This is a genomic window from Halochromatium roseum (assembly GCF_016653315.1).
GTDB lineage: Bacteria > Pseudomonadota > Gammaproteobacteria > Chromatiales > Chromatiaceae > Lamprobacter > Lamprobacter roseus.
This window is the reverse complement of sequence record NZ_NHSH01000062.1, coordinates 25,211-48,621: the sequence shown is the minus strand read 5'-3', so window position 1 is coordinate 48,621 and position 23,411 is coordinate 25,211. Positions and strand designations below refer to the sequence as shown.

The following is a 23,411-nucleotide window of genomic DNA, read 5'->3' as shown; positions in this document are numbered from 1 at the left end:
CTTTCGTGTCGGCACCTTCGTTATCTCCGGTAAAGGGTCTGGACGATTGCGACCGCATCCTCGACACCGCCAACACCACGCGCCGTGACCCGATAGAGCCTGGTCGTGTCGATGGGCGCGAGCTTGACGCTACCGTCAGCAGGCAGCCCAGTGATCAACAGTTCCTCGATCACGAAGCGGCAGGGCTCAGCCAAACCGACAAGCTGCGGGCCCACGAGCGATTCAGCACCATCGCAATCGGCCTCTGATCCGTTCCAACAATAGTCGAGCATCTCGCCTGCTCCGGCAGCGGCGAATGAGGGGCGATACCCGACTGTCGATCCATCGAAGACCGGGAGACTGGCGCCCGCCAGGATGCCCTCTGCCTCGCGGATACAGGCCTCGGCACTCTGAAAGGCAAGGTTGCGCTGACGCGTATTGCTTGCCATGTTTTCATGCTGACTGTTGACCGTCATCGCGGTAACGCCCAACAGGGTCATCACGGTGAGCAGGATCAACGAGACGGCCAGCACCACCCCGCGCTGCCTGCGTGCACCCATCGCTCCCCTTCTCGCGCCAATGTTCTGCTGCAGAACGTGCATGGAGTCTCACTGCAGCCGGTTGCGCAGCGCGACGGTCTTCGACAACGATTGATAGACACGCCAATCAGCGGCCTGAAAACCGGCGCCAGCCTTATTCGCCTCCCCGGTATCCGCTGCGGGAAAGACCACCCAGGGCTGATCTTCCGTCAAATGATCCTGGCGGCTCGCGAGAAGCAGGTTGACGCGCACACTGCGGACCATACCCCAATCGGTTACGGCACTTGCATCCAGGTAATCCGGATCGACCCAGCCATCAGCATCGCTATCGATCCCGTAATGCAATTGCATATCCTCGACCTCCTCGACGAGCTCAAATGCCTGCGGAGTGGAACTGCCCGGCTCGAGCGAGACCCGGAATAAGGAGAGACCAGTTTCGCCGTTTCCGACGTAGTAAGCGATCGGCGTGAAATCGAACATGATGGAATCAGGACCGTACTCGTAAGGGGTTCCATTTGCGGTACATTCGACAGGTGAACCTAACCCTTTGGTACAGTTGCCTGGCGTTTCGGTACCCGTGTTATGAACGAGGGTAACGTTGCTCGTGTTGACGTTGGTAAGCTGCAAGATCGAAGCCTGCCGGGCGTCACACACCATCACGATGCTCCCGTCTTGCAGGTGATGGAGCTGATTGATCTTGAACTGCGCGGCTGTCGCGACATGCTGGACAATCGTGTAACCCTGACGGCCGGCTCCGAGGAGTACGAGGGCATCGGTCCCGGCAACCCGATCACCGATATCGGAACCGAATGCTTGACCTGGAAAGGCCTCATTGCCCTCGTAACCGATGACGGCTCCGGAAGCAAAGTCTGTCCACCAGCGCGCACTTGGGTCATTCAGCACATTCGCTACCGGCACACTCCGATGACAACCAGTGAACCCTCCCATCCGAATGTCCCGAGCTATGAATTCACTGACCGCACGCGCGTTCTCTTGAACCGATGACAGCCCCTCCTGAAATCGGTAGAGACGGTTGCTCCCCAGGAACAGCTGAAGCGTTCCCGCCATCAGGAACAGGCCCAGTACCATGGCAACCAAGAGCTCCACCATGGTCAGCCCTTCCTGCCTAGAAGCGCTGACCGACCCACTCATAACTCGGCTTCCATGAGAAACTGTTGGGGCGGCTCCTGACCACGGCTGTCGTCCCACTGGACAGTGACGGTCACGATCGCGTCGGTGCGCTCGATTGCACCCGTCCCTTGCGGAAGCTGGCAGGCGAGACTCGTGGTCCAGGCCAGCAGATCGCGCTGAGCGAGGGTTCCAGTGGGCGTGGCCTCAGCGCATGCGGGTGGTGATTCGGCGAGTGCCTGACCATCGTAGGCTCCACCCAAGGCCGCTGCCCGGTTGGCACGCATGCGATCGGCGATGTCGTAGGCGAGATAGGTTGCCTTGGAGCGATGTAGTGCGCTGGTATTGAAGCCCAGCGAGGTTGCTTGCAAGCCCGCGAGCCCCAGCAGCCCAATTGAAAGAATAGTCGCCGAGACCAGCACTTCCACGATCGAAAAACCGCGCTGAGACGAGCAATGAGATGCAGTTCTGCTAAGAACAGCTGGCTTCGACTGTTTCAACGCCAGTTCTCCCCGTCGGTTTGATCACAATAGCGCGCTTGCCGCGTCCTGGGAGACAGAGATCGAGCGTGAGTGTGCCGCTCTGCATCGAGCCATCGATCAGGCGGGCAAACCCGTCAGACGTGAAGGCGATATAGTTATCGACCCCGCTCGTGCCCGAGAGGACCTGGTCACCACTCAAGGGACCCTGGACTCGCAGGACAGGCTCTACAGGATCCAGGGTCGCATCCTGATCGAGATCGACGAAGACCAGCCAGCCTTGATCGTAGCCACCGGAGGTTGTACAGGATGCTTCATCGTCGCTTTTGCAAAGCACGACGCGCCGTCCTGTTTTCACCGACTCGCTCCGGGCAAGGCGGATGGAGGCTAGTAGGTCGTTGATTTGCGTCGCTGCACGACCATTCTGGATCGTCGCCTGCAACGATGGCACCCCAATGGTCAACAGGATAGTCGCCACTGAAAGCGTCATCATCAACTCTAGGAGATTGAAACCCTGTTGGCGTGAATGAGCCGCCGATATGGGCTGACGCTGGCAGCAAATCATGAGATCGGTTCCGCTTTTCGACGCTTGTCAATTCAGACCAAGCGATATGACGTTTTCCGAGAAGTTAGGCGAAAGACCAGCTTAGCGCAGTGAAACTGATCTCAAATCTGACCAACTCACCAGCGTTCAACGCTCTTCTGAGATAGCGGTCACAGTTTAAGGCCGAGTCAGGTCTATGGCAGGATGTCAGGAGCATCGTGAGGCGTCCACGCCCACCTCGGGCATCTACTCGGGTGGCCTAGAGCATCGATCTAGCGCAATAGTTTGATATCGACACCAACCACACAACGCCGCTCCGGTGATTGTCAAGGTACTCCAATCCCTCGAAATCATTGGCCAGTGGCAGACTGCGCAGCCACCTAGCCCACTCAGGGGTATTTGAGGAACGCGCGGCAAATCGAGCAGCGCGTCGTTGAGGCTGGCCTCCAAGTTGGGATTCGGTCAGCAGCGTTGGTACCCTGAAGGCGTCGGCCGAGCCGCGGCTCGAAGAGGATCGCGAGCCAACCGGTCTGACACAACAGCGTAACAACGTGCTGTTGTCGCTATCGACGGCTGAAGGTGATTGCCCGCGGGCGATCGGTGACCCAGATCGAGCCGGGAGCTGTGGCGCTATACCCAGAACGCGTCAGTCGATGGCAGCGCCTAGCCTAGCGTCGGGTAGCGGTGGGCTTGTCGACGGCATAGATGCCGTCGACAAGCCACCAAAGACGGACTCACGGCGTCCTAGGTCGTCGCTGCCCGACCCGGAGCGGTATGGAACAGCCGACGACAACTGATCGGCGATAGATATCAGTCAGCAGAGCGGTCATAACGCTCGGCAAGCCGCCCGGAGATCATAGCCTAGAGGATGTACTGTGACAGGTCCTCGTCCGCAGCTAGCTCGCCGAGACTCTTATCGACGTAGTTCGCGTCGATGGTAACGGTCACTCGGTCCATCTCGGTGGCGTTGAAGGAGACATCCTCAAGCAAGCGCTCCATCACCGTATGCAGGCGACGGGCACCGATGTTCTCGGTGCGCTCATTGACCTGGTAGGCGATCTCGGCGATGCGTCGAATCCCGTCTTCGCTAAAATTAATTGTCACGCCTTCGGTCGCCAGCAGCGCTGCATATTGATCGGTGAGCGATTCATCAGGCTCGGTCAGGATGCGGATGAAATCATCCGAGGTCAGCGCCTGAAGTTCAACCCGGATCGGCAGTCGGCCCTGTAGCTCAGGCACCAGATCCGAGGGCTTGGCTAGATGGAAGGCACCCGAGGCAATGAACAGGATGTGGTCGGTCTTCACCATGCCGTGCTTGGTCGAGACGGTACTGCCCTCAACCAAGGGCAGCAGATCGCGCTGCACGCCTTCGCGGGAGACATCAGCACCACCGCTCTGCTCGGCGCGGCGGGTGACCTTGTCGATCTCATCCAGGAAGACGATGCCGTTCTGCTCGACATTGTCCATCGCCTTGAGCTTCATCTCTTCCTCGTTGATCAGCTTGGCGGCCTCTTCATCGAGCAGCACCTTACGCGCCTCTCTGATGCGCAGCTTGCGACGCTTAGAGCGGTTTGAGCCGAGGTTCTTGAACAGCCCCTGCAGCTGATTGGTCATGTCCTCCATGCCGGGCGGCGCCATGATCTCGACGCCGAGTGGCGCCAGGCTCACCTCGATCTCGATCTCGCGCTCGTCAAGCTCGCCGGCCTGCAACTTCTGGCGGAACTTCTCGCGCGTGCCGGACGTGGCACCACGACCGCGGCTGTCTTCATCAAAGTCTGAGGGTGGCGGCAGCAACGCGTCGAGGATACGCTCCTCAGCGGCGGTCTCGGCGCGCTCGCGGTTGCCGAGCATCTGTTGCTCACGCTCCATCTTGATCGCCATGTCGGCGAGGTCACGGATGATCGACTCGACATCGCGCCCGACGTAACCGACCTCGGTGAACTTGGTCGCCTCGACCTTGATGAAAGGCGCATTCGCCAGCCGCGCCAGCCGGCGCGCGATCTCGGTCTTGCCGACGCCGGTGGGGCCGATCATCAGGATATTCTTCGGCGTGATCTCCGAGCGCATCGGCTCCGGGATCTGGGCCCGACGCCAACGGTTGCGCAGCGCGATCGCCACCGCGCGCTTGGCCTGGTCCTGACCGACGATGTGCTTATCAAGCTCGGCAACGATGCGTTTCGGTGTGGTGGTGTCGGACATAAGCGAGGTCGATCAAGAAGATGCCGGCGACAGCTAGGCGTGCCACGCGGCGAGATGGGTCAATTCGGTAGGCTAGCTGGCCGATGACCGCGGCAGCCCAAGAGCCCTCCGCGGGCGCCACGGCTAGCCCGCCGCGCTAATCGTCGGCAAGTTCCTCGAGCACGAGGTTGCGATTCGTATAGATACAGATGTCGGCGGCAATCCCAAGCGAGCGCTCAACGATTTCACGCGCGCCGAGTTCGGTATTCTCCAACAGCGCGCGCGCCGCCGAGGCCGCGAACGAGCCACCAGAGCCAATCGCCATCAGATTGTATTCGGGCTCAAGCACATCGCCGGTGCCCGAGATGATGAGCGAGGCCTCATGATCAGCGACACAGAGCATCGCCTCCAGTCGCCGCAGCATGCGATCGGTGCGCCAGTCCTTCGCCAGTTCGACCGCCGAGCGGGTGAGATGGCCCTGATGGCGCTCGAGCTTGGCCTCGAAACGTTCGAATAGGGTGAACGCATCCGCCGTGGCACCGGCAAAACCGGCAAGCACGCGATCCTTGTAGAGCCGGCGCACCTTGCGCGCGTTGCCCTTGACAACGGTATTGCCAAGCGACACCTGCCCATCACCGCCGATCACGACATTGCGCCCGCGGCGTACCGACAGGATGGTTGTCCCCTTCAGTGGTTCCATAGTGTCTCCTGGGTCAATCTCAGCGTGGGAGATCGGATCGCCCCATCAGCCATTCATCAACGGCGCGCGCGCACTGCCGGCCCTCGCGGATCGCCCAGACCACCAACGACTGACCCCGCCGCATATCACCAGCGGCAAAAACGCCATCGACATTGGTGAAGTAGGCCTTGGCGCCCTCGGTACTGCCTTTAACGTTACCGCGGGAATCAAGCTCCAGGCCTTTCGCCTCCTGTAGCTCCTCGAGCATCCCTTCGTGCACCGGGTGCACGAAGCCCATTGCGAGCAGGACCAGATCGGCCTTGAGCTGAGCCTCGGAGCCTTCAACCTCTGACATCTGCCAACGCCCGTTTTCATCCTTGTCCCAGCGCACTAGAACATAGTTCAAGGCCGTGACGTTGCCGTCAGCATCGGACTCGAATGACTTGGTAAGCACATTCCACAGCCGCTCACAACCTTCCTCCTGCGAGGTCGAGGTGCGCAGCTTGTTCGGCCAGTTAGGCCAGGTCAACCCCTTGTCTTCCTTCTCCGGCGGCTTGTCGAGGATCTCGATCTGGGTGACCGACATGGCACCGTGACGATTGGAGGTGCCAATGCAATCGGAGCCCGTGTCGCCGCCGCCAATCACGATCACATGCTGATCGTGGGCGCTGATGAAATCCTCATCCGGAACGTACACGCCTTGAACGCGTTTGGAGTTGGCGCGCAGGAAGTCCATCGCGAAATGGATGCCGTTGAAGCTACGCCCGGGGACATCGAGATCACGCGGCTTCTCCGAGCCACCGGAGAGGACGACCGCATCGTAGTCCTCCATCAGCGTGGCAATCGGCAGGTCGACGCCGATGTGGCAGTGGGTATGGAACTCGACGCCCTCGGCGCGCATCTGGCTCATGCGCCGGTCGATCATGGTCTTGGCCAGCTTGAAGTCTGGGATGCCGTAGCGCAGTAGGCCGCCGATGCGGTCCTCTTTTTCGTACAGCGAGACCGTATGGCCGGCACGGGCGAGCTGCTGGGCACAGGCCAGGCCAGCTGGACCCGAGCCCACCACGGCGATGCGCTTGCCAGTGCGATGGGTCGGCACCTGTGGCTTGACCCAACCCTGCTCCCAGGCCTTATCGGCAATCGCGCGCTCGATCGCCTTGATCGCCACCGGCTGGTCGTCGATGTTCAGCGTACAGCTCGCCTCACAAGGCGCCGGGCAGATGCGTCCGGTGAACTCGGGGAAATTATTAGTCGAGTGCAAGACCTCGATCGCCGATTCCCAGTCCTGCTGATAGACCAGATCGTTCCAATCCGGAATGATGTTGTTGACCGGGCAGCCCTGATGGCAATACGGAATGCCGCAGTCCATGCAGCGCGCGCCCTGGATACCGATCTCGGCATCGGTCATTGGCTTGACAAACTCGTTGTAGTGGACGACGCGATCGGAGGCCGGCTGATAGGCCAGCTCGATGCGCTCATACTCCATGAATCCGGTTGGCTTACCCATTTTCGACAACCTCTCTGAGCTTGGACGGGTGCGGCCGCGACGGGCTCGGTGGCCGACTCTTGCTCGATTGCATCTGCTCGAGCGCCCGCTTGTAATCGATCGGCATCACCTTGACGAAGCGGCCGAGCATCTCGGACCAATCATCAAGGATGCGCCGCGCGACGGCTGAATTGGTGTAGTGCAGATGACGCTCGATGAGCTGACGCAGGCGCAGCGCATCGTAGCGGGTCATATCGTGGCTGAGATCGACAAAGCCGTGGGTCTCGAGATCCCCGCCCTGATGATCCAATGCCTCAAGCGCTGCATCCTCGGCCGCGATCGGCTCCAGCTCGACCATCGCCTGATTGCAATGATCGGCAAAATTACCCTTTTCATCTAAGACATAAGCGACACCACCAGACATCCCAGCGGCGAAATTCCGACCCGTTGGCCCCAGGCAGACCATGACACCGCCGGTCATGTATTCGCAGCCATGATCGCCCACACCCTCGACCACCGCGGTCGCACCCGAGTTGCGCACACAGAAGCGCTCGCCAGCGACACCGCGGAAATAGACCTCGCCCTTGATCGCGCCATAGAGCACCGTATTGCCGACGATGATGTTGTCTTCAGCGCGATCAATACTCGCATGCTCTGGCGGGTAGATGATGATGCGCCCGCCGGAGAGGCCCTTGCCGACGTAGTCGTTGGCCTCACCGGCCAGTTCGATGGTCACGCCCTGCGCCAGCCAGGCGCCGAACGACTGACCGCCAATCCCCTGCGCCTTGATGTAGATGGTATCGTCCGGCAGCCCAGCAAGACCGTAGCGCTCGGCGACGCGCCCCGAGAGCAAGGTGCCCACCGTGCGGTTGAAGTTCTTCACCTCGGTCTCGATGCGCACCGGCTCGCGGTTCTCGAGCGCGGGACGTGCCTGCTCGATCAACCTGTGATCCAGCGCCTTATCCAGTCCATGATCCTGGCTCTCGGCGTTATAGAGGGCGACCTCCGGGCCGACCTTGGGCTTGGTCAGGATGCGCGAGAAGTCCAAGCCCTTCGCCTTCCAATGCTCGATCGCACGCCGCATCTCGAGCCGATCCATCTGACCGACCATCTCGTTGACGGTGCGGAAGCCGAGTCGCGCCATGTACTGGCGCATCTCCTCGGCGATGAAGAAGAAGAAGTTGATCACATGCTCCGGCTTGCCGGTGAACTTCTTGCGCAGCTCCGGATCTTGTGTCGCTACGCCGACTGGGCAGGTGTTCAGATGGCACTTGCGCATCATGATGCAGCCTTCGACGATCAGCGGCGCCGTGGCGAAGCCGAACTCATCGGCACCGAGCAGCGCACCGATGACGACATCGCGCCCGGTGCGCATGCCACCATCGACCTGCACCGCGATGCGCCCGCGCAGCCGATTCAGTACTAACGTCTGATGGGTCTCAGCAAGGCCGATTTCCCAGGGCGAGCCAGCGTGCTTGATCGAGGTCAGCGGACTCGCGCCGGTACCGCCATCATAGCCGGCGATGGTCACATGATCCGCATGCGCCTTGGAGACGCCTGCGGCCACGGTACCAACGCCGATCTCCGAGACCAGCTTGACCGAGATCCGCGCCTTCGGATTGGCGTTCTTCAGATCATGGATCAGCTGCGCCAGGTCCTCGATCGAGTAGATATCATGGTGCGGCGGCGGCGAGATCAGGCCGACGCCCGGCGTCGAGTGGCGCACTCGGGCGATCTGCGCATTGACCTTATGCCCCGGCAGCTGTCCTCCCTCACCGGGCTTGGCACCTTGCGCAACCTTGATCTGGATGTCATCGGCGTTGACCAGGTACTCGATGGTAACCCCAAAGCGCCCGGAAGCCACCTGCTTGATCGCCGAGCGCTCCGGATTCATCGAGCCGTCGGACAGCGGCGTGAAGCGCTCGGCCTCCTCGCCACCCTCGCCGGTGTTCGACTTACCGCCGATCGCGTTCATCGCCTTGGCCAGGGTCGAATGCGCCTCATAGCTGATCGAGCCGAACGACATGGCGCCGGTCGCGAAGCGCTTCACAATCTCCTTGGCCGGCTCGACCTCATCGATTGGGATTGGCTCATCGGCCCACTTCAGGTCCATCAGACCGCGGAAGGTCAGCAGATGTTCATTCTGCTCGTTGATCAGGCGGGAATATTCAGCGTAGGTGCTGGCATCATTGGCGCGGGTCGCGTGCTGCAGCTTGGCGATGGTCTCTGGCGTCCAGACATGGTCCTCGCCACGCAGCCGGAAGGCGTAATCACCGCCGACATCCAGGTGCTTGCGCAGGATCTGCTCATTCCCATAGCCACGCGAATGCCAGAGCACCGCCTCGCGTGCCACCTCGGCCAGACCAACGCCTTCGACCATGCTCGGGGTGCCCGTGAAATACTTCGCGATGAACTCACGGTTGAGTCCCACCGCATCGAAGATCTGTGCGCCACAATAACTCTGGAAGGTACTGATGCCCATCTTCGACATCACCTTCTTCAGGCCTTTGCCAACCGCCTTGATGTAGCGGCCCTGGGCCTCTTCAAAGCTCAGCTCGCCAGCACCCTCGGTGCGCAGCCGTGACAACAACGACTGGATGGTATCGAAGGCCAGATAGGGATTGATCGCCTCGGCGCCATAGCCAGCCAGGGTCGCGAAGTGATGCACCTCGAGCGCACCACCGGTCTCGACCACCAGCCCGGAGCTGGTGCGCAGGCCCTGACGGATGAGGTGATGATGAACCGCCGAGGTCGCCAGCAAGGCCGGAATCGGGATGAAGTCGGCGTTGGTATTGCGGTCCGAGAGGATCAGGATGTTGTGCCCCTCATGCACCGCTGCCTCAGCCTCTTGGCAGAGCCGTTCCAGCGCCGGCGCCATGCCATCGGCACCCTCAACGGCCGGGTAGACCATGTGCAGATTCTTGGTACGGAAGGCGCCGCCGGAATTGTCCTGGATGTGGCGGATGCGCTCCAGATCTTCGTTGGTCAGCACCGGCTGATCGACCTCGAGACGCCAATGCTGGCCAGCCTCATTGAGACCGAGCAGATTCGGACGCGGGCCGATCAGCGACACCAGCGACATCACTAGCTCCTCGCGGATCGGGTCGATAGCCGGGTTGGTGACCTGGGCGAAGTTCTGCTTGAAGTAGGTCGACAAATGCTTGGAGCGCGATGACAGCACCGACGGCGGGTTATCTGCGCCCATCGAGCCGATGGCCTCCTGACCCGTCGCGACCATTGGCGTGAGCAGGAATTTCACGTCTTCCTGGGTGTAGCCGAAGGCCTGCTGGGCATCGAGCAGGACGCTCGCTTCCGGCGCCATCGGCGCGACATCGGTCGGCAGCGAGTCGAGATGGATCTGGGTGCGATCGAGCCATTCTTGATAGGGCTTGGCGCCGGCCAGCTCGGCCTTGACCTCGGCATCGTCGATGATGCGGCCCTGCTCAAGATCGATCAGGAACATCCGCCCTGGCTGCAGGCGCCACTTCTTGACGATGCGCGCATCATCGATGTCGAGCACGCCCATCTCGGAGCCCATGACGACCAGATCATCATTGGTCACCAGGTAGCGCGCTGGACGCAGGCCATTGCGGTCGAGCGTAGCGCCGATCTGACGGCCGTCGGTAAAGGCGATCGCGGCCGGGCCGTCCCAGGGCTCCATCAGCGCGGCATGGAACTCGTAGAAGGCACGGCGCCTCTCGTCCATCAGCTTATTGCCGGACCAGGCCTCTGGGATCAGGATCATCATCGCCTGCGCCAGCGAATAGCCACCCATCACCAGCAGCTCAAGCGCGTTGTCGAAGCAGGCTGAATCCGACTGGCCTTCGGGGATCAATGGCCAGATGGAGTCGAGATCATCGCCGAGGATCTCCGAGCGCATGGTGTGCCGACGTGCCGCCATCCAGTTGACATTGCCGCGCAGGGTATTGATCTCGCCGTTGTGGCAGATCATCCGGAACGGCTGCGCCAGATCCCAGGTCGGGAAGGTGTTGGTCGAGAAGCGCTGATGCACCAGCGCCAGCGCCGACTCGAAGCGCTGGTCGCGCAGATCGAGGTAGTAATTGCCGACCTGACCGGCGAGCAGCATGCCCTTGTAGTTGATGGTCCGCGACGACATCGAGGCGACGTAGTAGGCCGTCTTGTCGTAGCCATGGGCACGGATCTCGTTGTCCATGCGCTTGCGCACCACGAACAGGCGGCGCTCGAAGGCATCCTGATCGGGGCAGTTCTCTCCGCAGGCGACGAAGACCTGGCGCACCACCGGCTCGGTCGGCAGCACGCTCTCGCCGAGTTCACGATTGTCAGTCGGCACATCACGCCAGCCGAGCACCCTCTGGCCACCTTCGGAGAGGTGACGCTCAACCGTCGCTTGCATCTCAGCGCGCGCGGCCTCGTCTTTCGGTAAGAAGACCATGCCAACGCCGTAATGCCCGAGCGCTGGCAGTTCAAAATCGACCACGGAACGGAAGAAACTGTCGGGCATCTGGACCAAGATGCCGGCGCCATCACCGGCCTTGGGATCAGCGCCGACCGCACCGCGATGGGTCAGCCGCTCGAGGATCTCGAGGCCTTGCTCAACGATGCGATGGCTCTTCTCATTCTTGATATGGCAAACGAAGCCAACACCGCAGGAGTCACGCTCGTGCGCGGGGTCGTACAGGCCCTGGGCGGCTGGATAGGCGCGAAGGTTCATCAGCGGACCTCCCTAAACCGGGTACATTACGGTCAAAAAGACGTCCCCTCAGTGCCTCGAACAGTCGGGGAAGTTCCGGTTTGGATTAAAGTGGTTTTACGCGTGGGTCGTGGCTGACGCCGCGGCATCGCGGAGCCAACCGATGGCGATGAGCTCGCAGCGCCTTTGACGTCAAGCACCGGGCGCACCCAGTTCTAACACGCGCTACAGAGAGCGAACCGCCAATCATACTGTGGATGCAGTCGCTATGCCATGCGGCAGCCAGCGATTGACTGTGCCACCCTCTTCAAGGCGGCAAACATCTGTGCCAATCAGGTGCAACAAGGCGCTAGACTGAGCCGACTTGGTGCAACAGCATCATCGCCAGGTTGCCACGCAGGACCCTGGAGCGCCTGAGCATCCGCAATCAGCATTGGCCTCTCCGCGTTCAAGCGGTCGCGCCCTGAGCAGCTGCAATGGTGGCTTGGAGCTGACCAGCATCGATATCGGCAGTCAGCAGCGCCTCCCCGATCCCTTGTAACAAGACCAAGCGCAACCGCCCACGCTGCACCTTCTTATCGACGGCCATCAGCTCGAGCCAACGCTCGCTCGGCAGGCTATCGGGCGGCACAATGGGCAGTCCAGCGAGGGCGACCACATCCTGAATCCGAGCGGTATCGGCCGGCTCGAGCCAGCCGAGACGCTCAGAGAGCTGGGCCGCCATCACCAGCCCAACGCCGACGGCCTCACCATGCAGCCAAGTGCCGTAACCGGTTCCTGCCTCGATCGCGTGACCGAAGCTATGGCCGAGATTCAGCAGCGCGCGCTGGCCCGACTCGCGCTCATCCGCGGCAACGATCAAGGCCTTATTTTCACAAGAACGGGCGATCGCGGTTGCCAGAGCGGCCGGATCAAGGGCCCGCAGTGCGGGCACCTGGTCTTCGAGCCAGTCAAAGAAGGGCCGGTCCGAGATCAGGCCATACTTGATGACCTCCGCCAAGCCTGCCGAAAGCTCGCGCTCGGGCAAGGTCTCGAGTGTTGCGGTGTCGGCGATGACCGCGCGCGGTTGATGAAAGGCGCCAATCATGTTCTTGCCAGCGGGATGGTTGACACCGGTCTTGCCGCCAACCGATGAGTCGACCTGCGCCAGCAGCGTCGTCGGCACCTGAATGAAGGGCACGCCACGCTGATAACAGGCTGCTGCAAAACCAGCCATATCACCAACGACACCGCCACCGAGGGCGACAACGGTCACATCTCGGCCACAGCGGCGCTCAAGCAGCGCATCGAAGATGCAATTGAGTGTCGCCAGATCCTTATAGCGCTCACCATCCGGCAGGATCACCTGATCGATCTCAAACCCTTTCAAGCCCGCCCGCAGTGCGTCCAAGTAGAGCGGAGCAACGGTCTCGTTGGACACGATCATCACTCGCTCACCAACGATGTACGGGCGGTAGCAGGCTGGATCCGACAGCAGATGGCGGCCGATGAAGATCGGATAGCTGCGCTCGCCAAGCTCAACGTCAAGCCGTTGGCGCTCTGCATCCACAAACGAGACTGGACCTAGGGTGCGCATACTAGAGTTCTTCGTCCTCGAAACGCCGGCGGATCTCTTTGACCACCGAGGCGGTACCACGACGCTCCGTCGAGACCACCATATCCGCAACCTGGCGATAGATAGGCTCGCGCTCGGCCATCAGATCCCGTAGCCGCTGTTGCGGATCATCGGTATCGATCAGCGGGCGACTGCGATCGCGCGCCGTACGCGCAAACTGCTGCTCTGGGCTGCAATGCAGGTAGATCACGAAGCCACGCGCAGCCAGCTGCTGGCGATTCTCGGGGGTGAGCACCACGCCACCGCCGGTGGCGAGCACGATACCCTCTTCTTGCGCCAAGTCTTCAACAACCCCACGCTCGCGCTTGCGGAAGCCCTCCTCACCTTCGAACTCAAAGATGGTCGGGATATCGACGCCGGTTCGGCGCTGAATCTCCTGGTCGCTATCGCGGAACTCGTAACCCAGCGCCTCGGCCAACTGCCGGCCGACGGTGCTCTTGCCTGCGCCCATCGGGCCGACGAGAAAGATGTTTGGTGGTCTGATCATGATGCTAGGTATGCCAGATTTGCCGATCACTAGCAAGCTGTAGGCCGAGTTCGAGGTTGGCAAGCGGCCATGACAGTCGCCCCGTCAGCGTACGGCGATATCCGACTCCAGGATCTTTGGGGTCACGAAGATCAATAACTCTTCGTTATTGTCGAGGCGACTCGTCGTCCTGAACAGATTACCCACCACCGGCAGATCGCCTAGCCACGGCACTTGCTCGCGCGCAACTGACTGATTGCGTTCGTAGACACCCCCGAGCACGATCGTCTCGCCGTTGTCGACCAAGACATTGGTCGTCACCGACTTCTTCTCGATTGGAACGCCATCTGGTCCCGCATTGGCGTAGTCTGGCGAGTCCTTGTTCACCTCAAGATCCATAATGATCCGATCATCGGGCGTGATGTGCGGTGTCACATTCAGCTTCAACGTCGCATCTTCGAACTGAGTAACGATTGCTCCATCACCCTGATCGTTCCTGTAAGGAATTTTTGTACCCACCGAGATGCTCGCCTGAGTCTGATCGGATGTAACAACACGCGGACTTGACACGATCTCGCCTCGATTTTCTCGTTGCATCGCGGAAAGCTCAAGCGTAATCAAATGTGAGCCAACCTTGCCAAGTAGAAAGTTGATCGCCCCAGATGGGGTGGCTGCGGGCAAGTTGACCCAAAGGTTCGGTGCATTACTGTCGTTAGTGATGATTGAGTTAAATGGCGTGCCGGACTCAAGGTCGAAACCATAGGGTCCTGCGTCAAAACTGCCAACACCATCGATGCCACCAGCGCCAGGATCCTGACCTCCAGCGACCAACAATTGATTACCCTTACTACTGCCGGTCGAGCCACTTACGCCGAAGCGAACACCCAAATCCCGTGCAAACTCGTTGCTGGCGATGACAACCCTAGCGTCGATCAAGACTTGTCGGACAGGAATGTCAAGGCGCGCAATAAGCTCGCGGATCGCTGAGAGACGGTCCACTGTCTCCTCAATAATCAATGCATTGGTGCGCGGATCGGAGGTTACTGACCCCCGCTCTGACAGCATTGGGGCAACCCGCTGGCTAGACATGGTAAATTGTTGCGTATTGCCGATATTGGCGATACCTCCAACCTGCTCTCGATGGCCTTCCAAGAGTTCTGCGATGTCGGTCGCCTTCGCATAGTTGATCTGTACGAATTCTGTGCGCAGCGGTGCGAGCTCCTCAATCTGCTGCCGTGATTCAAGTTCAAGCAGTTCGTTTGCTGCGATTTCCTGCGCTGGAGCGACCATGATGACGTTCCCAGTCTGTCGCATCGACAATCCTTTGGTCTTTAAGATGATGTCCAGCGCTTGATCCCAAGGCACGTCTTTAAGCCGCAGCGTGATGCTGCCACTGACGGTGTCGCTCGCCACGAGATTCAATCCAGTAAAATCAGCCAGCAGCTGCAGCACCGCGCGCACTTCGATGTCTTGAAAATTCAGCGATAGACGGTCACCTGAAAAGACGATCTGCTCGCGGGCCAGTTGCTCCTTCTCCGCGGCCGTCAGCGCTCGGAACTCGATCGTGAAAAGGTTCTCGGTCTGATACGCGAGGTAGTCAAACTCATTGGTGGTCTGGATGTCGACGCGCACATCACTTCCCACCCCACGTGACTCAACGGCAACCACCGGCGTGCCAAAATCAACCACGTCGAGGCGACGGAAGAGCCTCTGCGGCAGCGTGGCATTGCTGATGCCGACGATGACGTCGCGGCCCTCTTCAGTCACATTCACCCGCGTCTGTGCGGATGGTAAGCTGATGGTGACCCGGCCCTCGCCGTCCGCGCCACGGCGAAAATCAATATCCTTCACTGGTCCCGCACTGCGGGCAGCAAACCCCGAGCCAAGGCCGTCGCGCCGAGCGCGCGTCTGAGGCGCCGCGGCAACCGACTCTGGGTTCAATGCGATCCGCACGCGATTACCCTCGGTTTTGAGCGTATAGGGCGCGCTGTCGGTCAGGTTGATCACCACGCGCGTGCGATCACTGGCCTCGATCGCCACCAGGCTATGCGCGACACCAAGCCCAATCGGAATCGACTTACGGCCGAGCTGGTTCGATGCGCCGGGAAAATCGATCGCGATACGCGCCGGATTCTCGGTCGCGAAATCACTCGGCGTTGGTGGCACCCCCGAGAAGACCAGATCGATCTCGACCTGATTGCCAGGCAAGGTGGCAAATTCGGCGACCTCCAGACTCGCCCCAAGTGCCGGGCTGACGCTCACGAATGCCATCAGGCACACGAAAAGAGCGCCGACCAGCGACGGCCGCCGCTGCATATCGAGTCGTTCAAGCAAGGATTTCACTCGGGGCCTTGAGAGGTTCATGATCACTACCGCTCACTGTTTTAGTGCCATCGATGCCTGCCTCTGGTCCCACTCGCCAGGCGCCTTCTCAATAATCTCGGTCAGCAGCAACTCGGTCGGATCGACGCGAATGATTCTGCCGTCGTTGAGCCCAAGATAGTTGCCAGTGCGCACACGGTGCAGCATCCCATCGGGGTCCATGATCAGCGCCCAGCGCGTCTGGTCCTGCTCCAGGGTACCCACCATACGCAGCGAGTCGAGCGAATAGCGCTCCAACGGCTCCTTAGGTCGCAGCGGGTCGGGCGAGATGCCGGAGGGGTTGCGCCGCTGTGCCACATCAGCCGCTTGCTCGTCGAGCATGAACGGATCACGCCGCTCCTGCGGCCGATAGGGGAACGGGGCAACCAAGGCGACCTCCGGCACCGGCTCAAGCGGCCCAGCCGGCCGCGCCCGCACACGCTCGGCATAGGATTCCAGCTCAGGCAGGCCTGGATCAGCACAGGCTGAGATCAGCATGAGCGTCAGCGTCGCGGGCATGTGCCAGAGCACAACGCGTCTATTGCTACCGAACCGTCTATTGCCACCGAACCGCTGTACTCTGGCCGGCATGTGGCCTCTGATTAACGGCCTCATTGCGCTTCAGGCTCATCCAGATAGCGATACGTTTTCACGATTGCAGCAAGGGTCATCGAAGCCTTTGGCTCGCCCCTGCGACTCTCGCCACCGATTTCGATATTGTGCACCGTCACAATGCGCGGCAACGCAGCAAGGCCGCTGATGAAGGTCGCAAACGCATGATAGCGGCCGCGGACTCGGACCCGGATTGGCAATTCCGCATAAAAGTCCTTGTTTTCTTCAGCGGACGGCTGAAACAGCTCAAACTCGAGCCCGGCTGCCACACCCGTCTGGGAAACATCGACCAGCAACGACGCCACCTCGGTTTCATCTGGCAGTTGGCGCAGCATGGCACCGAAGGTCTCCTCCATCTCGGCGAGCTGCTGCCGATACTGTTCAAGATTAGCTGCCTTGTGCTGCTTCTGCTCGAAACTCTGGCGCAGCTCCAACTCCTTCTGCTCAGCGCGCTCCAGCTGCTCGATCTGGCCGCGGGTGATGAAGTGGTACCAAGCAAAACCGATCACGCCACAGCCAAACAGGATGAGGACGACTTTCGCCGCCAATGGCCATTCGCTGATGTTGTTAAAGTCGAGCTCATTGAGGTCCATCAGCGCCTCCCAACAGTAAACGCGATGACGTCTTCGTCCGCATCAGGCTGCAGACGCTGCTGCTCGAAGCGCAGCCGAAAGTGGCTGAAACCGGTGCCAGTCTCATCCTTGTTCTCGATCAGCAAGAGCTCTGGCTTGCCAATCCAGGCCGATGATTCGATGTTGCGCATCAGCGCAGAGACGCGCGCATTGGACTGGGCGCGTCCCTCGATGGTGATACGCCCGCCTTCTTGCTTGAGCTGAGTCAGGAACACCCCGACCGGAACCGCATCGACCAAGCGATCGAGCAGATGCACAATCTCTGGACGGCTTTCTTGCAGCTCCTGGATCACGCCCATCCGCGCAAGCAAGTCAGCCTTCTTCTTCTCGAGCTCGTTGATCTCTCGAATACGACGATTCAAGACCGTGATCTGCCCTTCGAGATAGCGGTTACGGGCTTGCTGGGCATCGATCATTGCATCGAGCTGAAGCTTGAGCAGCACGGCTATCAGGAGTACAGAGCCAAGCGCAGCCAGGGCAATCAGCCCCAGGTCACGCTGACGGCGACGGCGTTCCTGTTCACGCCAGGGCAGCAGATTAATCCGAGCCATGGGTCAACGAAACCGGCGCATCGCAAGCCCAGCCGCTATCAGCATCGTGCTCCGACCATGCTGCGACAGGAGGCGCTCAGCATCAGGAGACAGCGCCATCTCAGCGAATGGATCGGCAATCTGTACCGGCAGCGCAAGCCGCTCGGCAATCTGCTGCGCGAGATCGGGAACCTGAGTCACCCCACCGGTCAGCAAGACCTCATCGACCTGACTGAAGGCGCTCGTCGAATAGAAAAACTGCAGTGCGCGCGCCAACTGCCGCGCTAAGGCATCCTGGAACGGTCCGAGCACAGCCGCCTGAAGCTTTGGCGGCAGTGACGCCGTCGCGAGCTGTGACAGCGCTTCCTCCCGTCCCAGACCGGCGCGGCGCTGGACCTCCTCGACGAGTTGCTGACCACCGAAACTCTGCTCGCGGGCGTAGATATTTTGCCCGCCGCGCAGCACATGCAGGGTCATCGTCGTGGCGCCAATATCGACAACCGCGGTCAGTCGATCCGCCCCGGGCGCCGACGCTTGGATGAAGATGCCGCTGGCGTTCTCGACCGCATTCGACTCGATATCGACAATCTCGACGTTCAATCCGGCCAGCTCGAGTGCCGCAACTCGATCATCGACATTCTCCTGCCGCGAGGCCGCGAGCAACACATCGACCATCCCGGCAGCACCCTCGGTCGGGCCAAGCACATCGAAGTCGAGGTTGACCTCCTCTAGGGGATAAGGCACATACTGATCGGCCTCGAGCTGGATCTGGGCCTCCATCTCGGCATCGGAGAGCTCAGCATTGAGTGAGAGCACCTTGGTAATCACCGCCGACCCAGCAACGGCCACCACCGCACGCTTGGTCTTCGACTTTGAGCGTTGCAGGGCTGCAGCAATCGCTTGGCCGACCTGCGTCACATCGGCGATCTTCTTCTCGACCAGGGTATGGGACGGCAGCGGCTCAAGCGCTAGCGCTTCGACCCGGAAACGCTCTGACTTACCCGCAGAGCCTGGCCCAAGCTCAACGAGTTTGATGGCGCTTGACCCAATATCGATGCCAAGCAATGCATGTTGTTTCCAACCGAATCTGAACATCCCGCGTCAGAACACCCCAGCGGCGCCTAAAGTCTCAGCATTTCTCGAGTTTTCGTTGACTATATCAGAAATGCCAAAACCCTTACGCAGCAACCAAACCGACCAATAAACGCATGCCTAGACGAAACGGGAGCCGACACGCCCGCCGCTCGCGCCTACCACGCTCGACCCTAGACCAACCAAGCGGCAGCGCAAGACCGGCCACACGCAGCGCCTGCGCGAGCCAACGGCGACAACTTGCCTATGAAGCGGCCCGCATCATGCGCGAGCAGGAACTGCTCGCGCTGGACCACGCGCGGCGTAAGGCGGTCGAACGGCTCGGGATCACGAATAAGCGGTGCTGGCCAGACAATGCTGAGATTCAGGCCGCTCTGGAGCATGAATATCAGCTGTTTCAGCCCGAGGCCCAGCAGCAGGTCACCAGCACCCTGCACGAGCAGGCACTCGCCGCGATGCAGACCTTCGCCGAGTTCGAACCGCGGTTGGTCGGGCAATCCTTATCAGGCACCGCCTCGCTCGACCAAGGCATACGCCTGCATCTGTTCGCTGACGATCCCCGTCAAATCGTCTTCCGGCTGATCGACAAAGGCATCCCCTGGCAGGCGCATGATCGCCAGCATCGCTATGCCGACGGCAGCCGACAGATGCATCCGACCTTCGCCTTCGTCGCCGGCGAGATCCCGGTCGAGCTGGTGGTCCTGCCGGAGCGGGCTCGACGCAATCCGCCATTGAGCCCGATCTCGGAGCGACCAGAGCGGGGGCTCAATACCGACGCGCTCGAACGCCTGCTCCGGGAGGCTGCGGGCCCAAATGATGCCAACGATGATGGCGCAGCCCAGCAGGGTTGACCAGGGGCCCGATGACGAACGTGCATCGTGCGTCGCTATCCCGGCAAATGACCACCATGAGACATGGTTACCGCTTGGAGATCGGTACGTAATCGCGCACGCCCGGCCCGTGGTAGATCTGACGCGGACGCCCGATACGGTTGGCCGGATCGCTCATCATCTCCATCCAGTGCGACACCCAGCCGACCGTGCGCGCAACGGCAAACATCACCGTAAACATATTGCGCGGGATACCGAGCGCTCGGTAGATGATCCCAGAGTAGAAATCGACGTTCGGATACAGCTTGCGCTGGACGAAGTACTCATCATTGAGGGCGATCTCCTCGAGCTTGACCGCAAGCTCCAGCAGCGGGCTATCAGACGCCCCGGGGAATTCCTCGAGCACCTGATGGCAGACCTCGCGAATGATCTTCGCGCGCGGGTCATAGTTCTTGTAGACCCGATGCCCGAAGCCCATCAGCCGGAACGGATCATCCTTGTCCTTCGCCTTGTCGATGAACTTGGCAACGTTCTTGACATGACCGATCTCCTCGAGCATGTCGAGCACCGCTTCATTCGCACCGCCATGCGCCGGCCCCCAGAGCGAGGCGATACCGGCCGCGATGCAGGCGAACGGATTGGCGCCCGAGCTGCCGGCCAGGCGCACGGTTGAGGTGCTGGCATTCTGCTCATGATCGGCATGCAAGATAAACAGAAGATTGAGGGCCTTCTCGGCGAGCAGACCTGGCTCATAGTCCGCGCAAGGCGTCGCGAACATCATGTGCAGGAAATTCGCCCCATAGCGCAGGTCGTTGCGCGGATACATGATGGGCTCGCCGACAAAGTGCTTGTACGCAGCGGCAGCGATGGTTGGCATCTTGGCGATGAGCCGATGCGCCGAGACCTCCCGATAGCGCGGATCATTGACATCGATGGACTCATGATAGAACGCCGAGAGCGAGCCGACCACGCCACAGAGGATCGCCATCGGGTGCGCATCGTAATGAAAGCCACTGAGGAACCGCTTCAGGTTCTCATTGAGCATGGTGTGGCTGGTGATCAGATGCTCGAAATGATCCAGCTCCTCCTCGGTCGGCAGCTCGGCATAAAGCAGCAGGTAGGCGACCTCGAGAAAGCTCGCCTTGGTTGCCAGCTGCTCGATCGGGTATCCGCGGTAGAGCAGCACGCCCTTTTCGCCATCGATGAAGGTGATCGCGCTGTGGCAACTGGCGGTCGCCATGAAGCCCGGATCATAGGTAAAGAAGCCGGCGTCGCGGTAGAGCGAGGAGATATCGAGCGCGCCGGGCCCTAGGGTGCCGGTCTTTAATGGGTAATCGAAACTTTTCCCGGCCGCCTTGTCGGAAATGGTGATGATCTGATCGGCCATAGAGATCTCTCCCGTCTATCGGTCCTCTCGCCTCGGCACCTTGGTCTCGTCTAAGCGCCGGAGAGGATGTTCAGCCTGATCGCCAACGGCGCTCAGGCCTATGAAAGGATGGATGCGTGCGTTCTGAGTCGGTGCAGTTTGCACGAAGACGGTGCGTTGCGGCCAGATTTCGGTGCATCCAGGCAACCCCAGACGCCGTCCTAGCCACAACCAGGGTCGGTCCTCGTTCAGCCACTGCCATTCTACGCGAGCCCAGCGAGCCTCATCCGCACACTCGCCCGAGATCATTTAGCACAAAGGGTGCCGCAATCGACTCAGGCGCCGCGCGCGAACATGCACTGCACCGCTTCCGGCACACCGACACCAGCCATCGCAGCGCCCGGTACGAGCACGAGACAGGGAACGCTGCAGACCTGTCGCTCGGCGCCTGGGCCAGCGCGCGGAGAGCGACCGAGGCGCGGCCTCAGGCGCGGCTAGACAAAGACAGAGCAGAACGACTCAGAACGACTCAGAACGACTCAGAACGACTCAGACCGCGTCGGGCAACAGCCGGGCGACGCCACTGGCAACCGCTGCCCGCGCCACCGCACCGGCAACGCTCTCGCGCAGCCGCGGGTCTAGCGGCTTCGGGATGATGTATTCAGGCCCACGCGTCAGAGCCTCGAGCCCATAGGCCTCCAGCACTGACGCCGGCACCGGCTCCTTGGTGAGATCCTTGAGTGCATGGACGGCGGCAATACACATCGCCACATTAATGCGCGAGGCGCGAACATCGAGCGCACCGCGGAAGATGAAGGGAAAGCCAAGCACGTTGTTGACCTGATTCGGATAATCCGAGCGGCCCGTCGCCATGATCAGATCGTCTCGCACCTTCAGCGCGACCTCGGGCCGGATCTCCGGAACCGGGTTCGAGAGTGCGAAGACGATCGGCTGCGGCGCCATCGATGCAAGCATCTCCGGACTCACCAGATCTGGTCCCGACAATCCGATAAAGACATCCGCGCCTTCAAAGGCATCGGCGAGCGTGCGACGCTCGGTCTCCACCGCGATCTCGGCCTTGTGGCGATTCAGGTCGGTACGTCCTCGATGGATCACGCCTTTGCGATCAACCGTCAGGATCTTCTCCGGGCTTGCACCCAGCTCAGTGAGCAGTTTGATCGAGGCGATCCCGGCCGCTCCGGCGCCGAGGACGACGACACGCGCATCGGCCAGGGATTTACCCTGCAATTCGAGCGCATTAAGCAGCCCGGCCGCGATAATGATCGCGGTGCCATGCTGATCGTCATGAAAAACCGGGATGTCCAGCCGTTCGATGAGGGCCTGCTCAACGTCGAAACAATGGGGCGCGGCAAGATCTTCGAGGTTGATCCCACCGAAGGTCGGCGCGATCCGAGCGACGGTCTCGATGAAATCCTCAGGGGTCTCAGCATCGACCTCGATGTCGAAGACATCGATATCGGCGAAGCGCTTGAACAGGACCGCCTTACCCTCCATCACCGGCTTACCGGCGAGAGCGCCAACATTACCGAGGCCGAGCACCGCCGTGCCATCGGTGATGACCGCGACCAGATTGCCCCGATTGGTGTAGCGGTAGGCATCCTCAGCATTGGCGTGGATGCGCCGCACCGGCTCTGCAACCCCGGGCGTATAGGCGAGCGAGAGATCGCGCTGAGTGGCTGCAGACTTGGTGATCTCGATCGCGGTCTTTCCTGGCCGCGGCGTCTCGTGATAAACAAGCGCGGCCGCATTCAGTTCCGCATCGGCGTCGGTTTTCTTGTCGTCAGACATGGGTAGCGCTCCGGTGGCGGGTTAGCGCCGATCGAGCGCAGAAGGCGCGGCGGCGCCGGTAAAGTGTAACAGCGACCCGGCCTCCGGCCCATGCAGGGCGCTCGATGATCGGGTGCTCGATGCGATTAGCGTTGCCGGCAGGGTACCAGCGCAGCAGGTGCGTTCCGCCCTCTGGTAGGCCCTATGGCAGAGACTCAGCGACCGTATTTGCGGCGGAACTTGTCAACCCGGCCGCCAGTATCGAGGATCTTCTGTTTGCCGGTAAAGAACGGGTGGCAGGCAGAACAGACCTCGACGTGCAGCTCGTCTTTCAGCGTCGAGCGCGTGTTGAATGTGTTACCGCAACTGCAGACGACTTTAACGTCTTGATACTCTGGGTGGATGCCTTCTTTCATAGCCAGCCTGCTCCGGATC

The 23,411-nt window shown here is 60.8% G+C and carries 19 protein-coding genes; 1 reads left to right on the top strand and 18 read right to left on the bottom strand.

Annotation, left to right across the window (positions count from 1 at the left end; translation table 11 throughout):
• Nucleotides 1–20: 20 nt before the first annotated feature.
• The 15 genes from CCR96_RS15500 to pilM all read right to left on the bottom strand — a co-directional run bounded on the left by CCR96_RS15500 (nucleotide 21) and on the right by pilM (nucleotide 18,995).
• Nucleotides 21–539, bottom strand: coding sequence for a pilus assembly PilX family protein (locus tag CCR96_RS15500; RefSeq protein WP_201221025.1), 519 nt, complete (start codon nucleotides 537–539; stop codon nucleotides 21–23).
• A 48-nt stretch (nucleotides 540–587) separates the two neighbouring features.
• The gene (locus CCR96_RS15495) at nucleotides 588–1,670 is read right to left on the bottom strand and encodes a PilW family protein (protein WP_274601133.1); all 1,083 of its coding nucleotides are present in this window, start codon (nucleotides 1,668–1,670) and stop codon (nucleotides 588–590) included.
• Nucleotides 1,667–2,146: a type IV pilus modification protein PilV gene (pilV, locus tag CCR96_RS15490; protein WP_201221024.1), complete on the bottom strand. Its 480-nt coding sequence runs from the start codon at nucleotides 2,144–2,146 to the stop codon at nucleotides 1,667–1,669. Before pilV ends, CCR96_RS15495 begins: the two co-directional genes overlap by 4 nt.
• Nucleotides 2,118–2,690, bottom strand: coding sequence for a GspH/FimT family pseudopilin (locus tag CCR96_RS15485; protein ID WP_274601132.1), 573 nt, complete (start codon nucleotides 2,688–2,690; stop codon nucleotides 2,118–2,120). The genes pilV and CCR96_RS15485 overlap by 29 nt, the downstream gene beginning before the upstream one ends.
• An 840-nt stretch (nucleotides 2,691–3,530) precedes the next feature.
• Nucleotides 3,531–4,868: an ATP-dependent protease ATPase subunit HslU gene (gene hslU / locus CCR96_RS15480; protein ID WP_201221023.1), complete on the bottom strand. Its 1,338-nt coding sequence runs from the start codon at nucleotides 4,866–4,868 to the stop codon at nucleotides 3,531–3,533.
• A 136-nt stretch (nucleotides 4,869–5,004) separates the two neighbouring features.
• Nucleotides 5,005–5,547 (bottom strand): ATP-dependent protease subunit HslV, encoded by a 543-nt coding sequence (gene hslV / locus CCR96_RS15475; RefSeq protein ID WP_201221022.1) that lies wholly within the window; start codon nucleotides 5,545–5,547, stop codon nucleotides 5,005–5,007.
• A 19-nt stretch (nucleotides 5,548–5,566) separates the two neighbouring features.
• Nucleotides 5,567–7,033, bottom strand: a complete 1,467-nt coding sequence (locus tag CCR96_RS15470; protein WP_201221021.1) for a glutamate synthase subunit beta — start codon at nucleotides 7,031–7,033, stop codon at nucleotides 5,567–5,569.
• Nucleotides 7,026–11,705: a glutamate synthase large subunit gene (gltB, locus tag CCR96_RS15465; RefSeq protein WP_201221020.1), complete on the bottom strand. Its 4,680-nt coding sequence runs from the start codon at nucleotides 11,703–11,705 to the stop codon at nucleotides 7,026–7,028. Before gltB ends, CCR96_RS15470 begins: the two co-directional genes overlap by 8 nt.
• Nucleotides 11,706–12,132: 427 nt before the next feature.
• The gene (aroB, locus tag CCR96_RS15460) at nucleotides 12,133–13,260 is read right to left on the bottom strand and encodes a 3-dehydroquinate synthase (protein WP_201221019.1); all 1,128 of its coding nucleotides are present in this window, start codon (nucleotides 13,258–13,260) and stop codon (nucleotides 12,133–12,135) included.
• Between the two features lies 1 nt (nucleotide 13,261).
• Nucleotides 13,262–13,786, bottom strand: coding sequence for a shikimate kinase AroK (gene aroK / locus CCR96_RS15455; RefSeq protein ID WP_200245460.1), 525 nt, complete (start codon nucleotides 13,784–13,786; stop codon nucleotides 13,262–13,264).
• An 84-nt stretch (nucleotides 13,787–13,870) separates the two neighbouring features.
• Nucleotides 13,871–16,099 (bottom strand): type IV pilus secretin PilQ, encoded by a 2,229-nt coding sequence (locus CCR96_RS15450; RefSeq protein WP_338035891.1) that lies wholly within the window; start codon nucleotides 16,097–16,099, stop codon nucleotides 13,871–13,873.
• Between the two features lie 42 nt (nucleotides 16,100–16,141).
• The gene (locus tag CCR96_RS15445) at nucleotides 16,142–16,645 is read right to left on the bottom strand and encodes a pilus assembly protein PilP (protein WP_242519123.1); all 504 of its coding nucleotides are present in this window, start codon (nucleotides 16,643–16,645) and stop codon (nucleotides 16,142–16,144) included.
• 92 nt (nucleotides 16,646–16,737) lie between these two features.
• Nucleotides 16,738–17,331, bottom strand: a complete 594-nt coding sequence (locus CCR96_RS15440) for a type IV pilus inner membrane component PilO (protein WP_201221018.1) — start codon at nucleotides 17,329–17,331, stop codon at nucleotides 16,738–16,740.
• Entirely contained in the window at nucleotides 17,331–17,921 is a 591-nt protein-coding gene (locus CCR96_RS15435; protein WP_201221017.1) for a PilN domain-containing protein, read from the bottom strand. Before CCR96_RS15435 ends, CCR96_RS15440 begins: the two co-directional genes overlap by 1 nt.
• Before the next feature lie 3 nt (nucleotides 17,922–17,924).
• On the bottom strand, nucleotides 17,925–18,995 hold the full coding sequence (gene pilM / locus CCR96_RS15430) for a type IV pilus assembly protein PilM (protein ID WP_201221016.1): 1,071 nt from the start codon (nucleotides 18,993–18,995) through the stop codon (nucleotides 17,925–17,927).
• Between the two features lie 260 nt (nucleotides 18,996–19,255).
• Between pilM and CCR96_RS15425 the strand changes: the two genes are divergently transcribed.
• Nucleotides 19,256–19,843 (top strand): hypothetical protein, encoded by a 588-nt coding sequence (locus CCR96_RS15425; protein WP_207191985.1) that lies wholly within the window; start codon nucleotides 19,256–19,258, stop codon nucleotides 19,841–19,843.
• A 67-nt stretch (nucleotides 19,844–19,910) separates the two neighbouring features.
• Here CCR96_RS15425 and CCR96_RS15420 read toward each other — a convergent pair whose 3' ends face one another.
• The 3 genes from CCR96_RS15420 to rpmE form a co-directional block, all read right to left on the bottom strand.
• Nucleotides 19,911–21,209 (bottom strand): citrate synthase, encoded by a 1,299-nt coding sequence (locus tag CCR96_RS15420; protein ID WP_201221015.1) that lies wholly within the window; start codon nucleotides 21,207–21,209, stop codon nucleotides 19,911–19,913.
• A 528-nt stretch (nucleotides 21,210–21,737) separates the two neighbouring features.
• Nucleotides 21,738–22,997 carry a malic enzyme-like NAD(P)-binding protein gene (locus CCR96_RS15415; protein WP_201221014.1) on the bottom strand — a complete coding sequence of 420 codons (1,260 nt, stop codon included), beginning with the start codon at nucleotides 22,995–22,997 and terminating at the stop codon, nucleotides 21,738–21,740.
• Between the two features lie 194 nt (nucleotides 22,998–23,191).
• Nucleotides 23,192–23,392 (bottom strand): 50S ribosomal protein L31, encoded by a 201-nt coding sequence (gene rpmE, locus CCR96_RS15410; RefSeq protein ID WP_201221013.1) that lies wholly within the window; start codon nucleotides 23,390–23,392, stop codon nucleotides 23,192–23,194.
• Nucleotides 23,393–23,411: the final 19 nt, after the last annotated feature.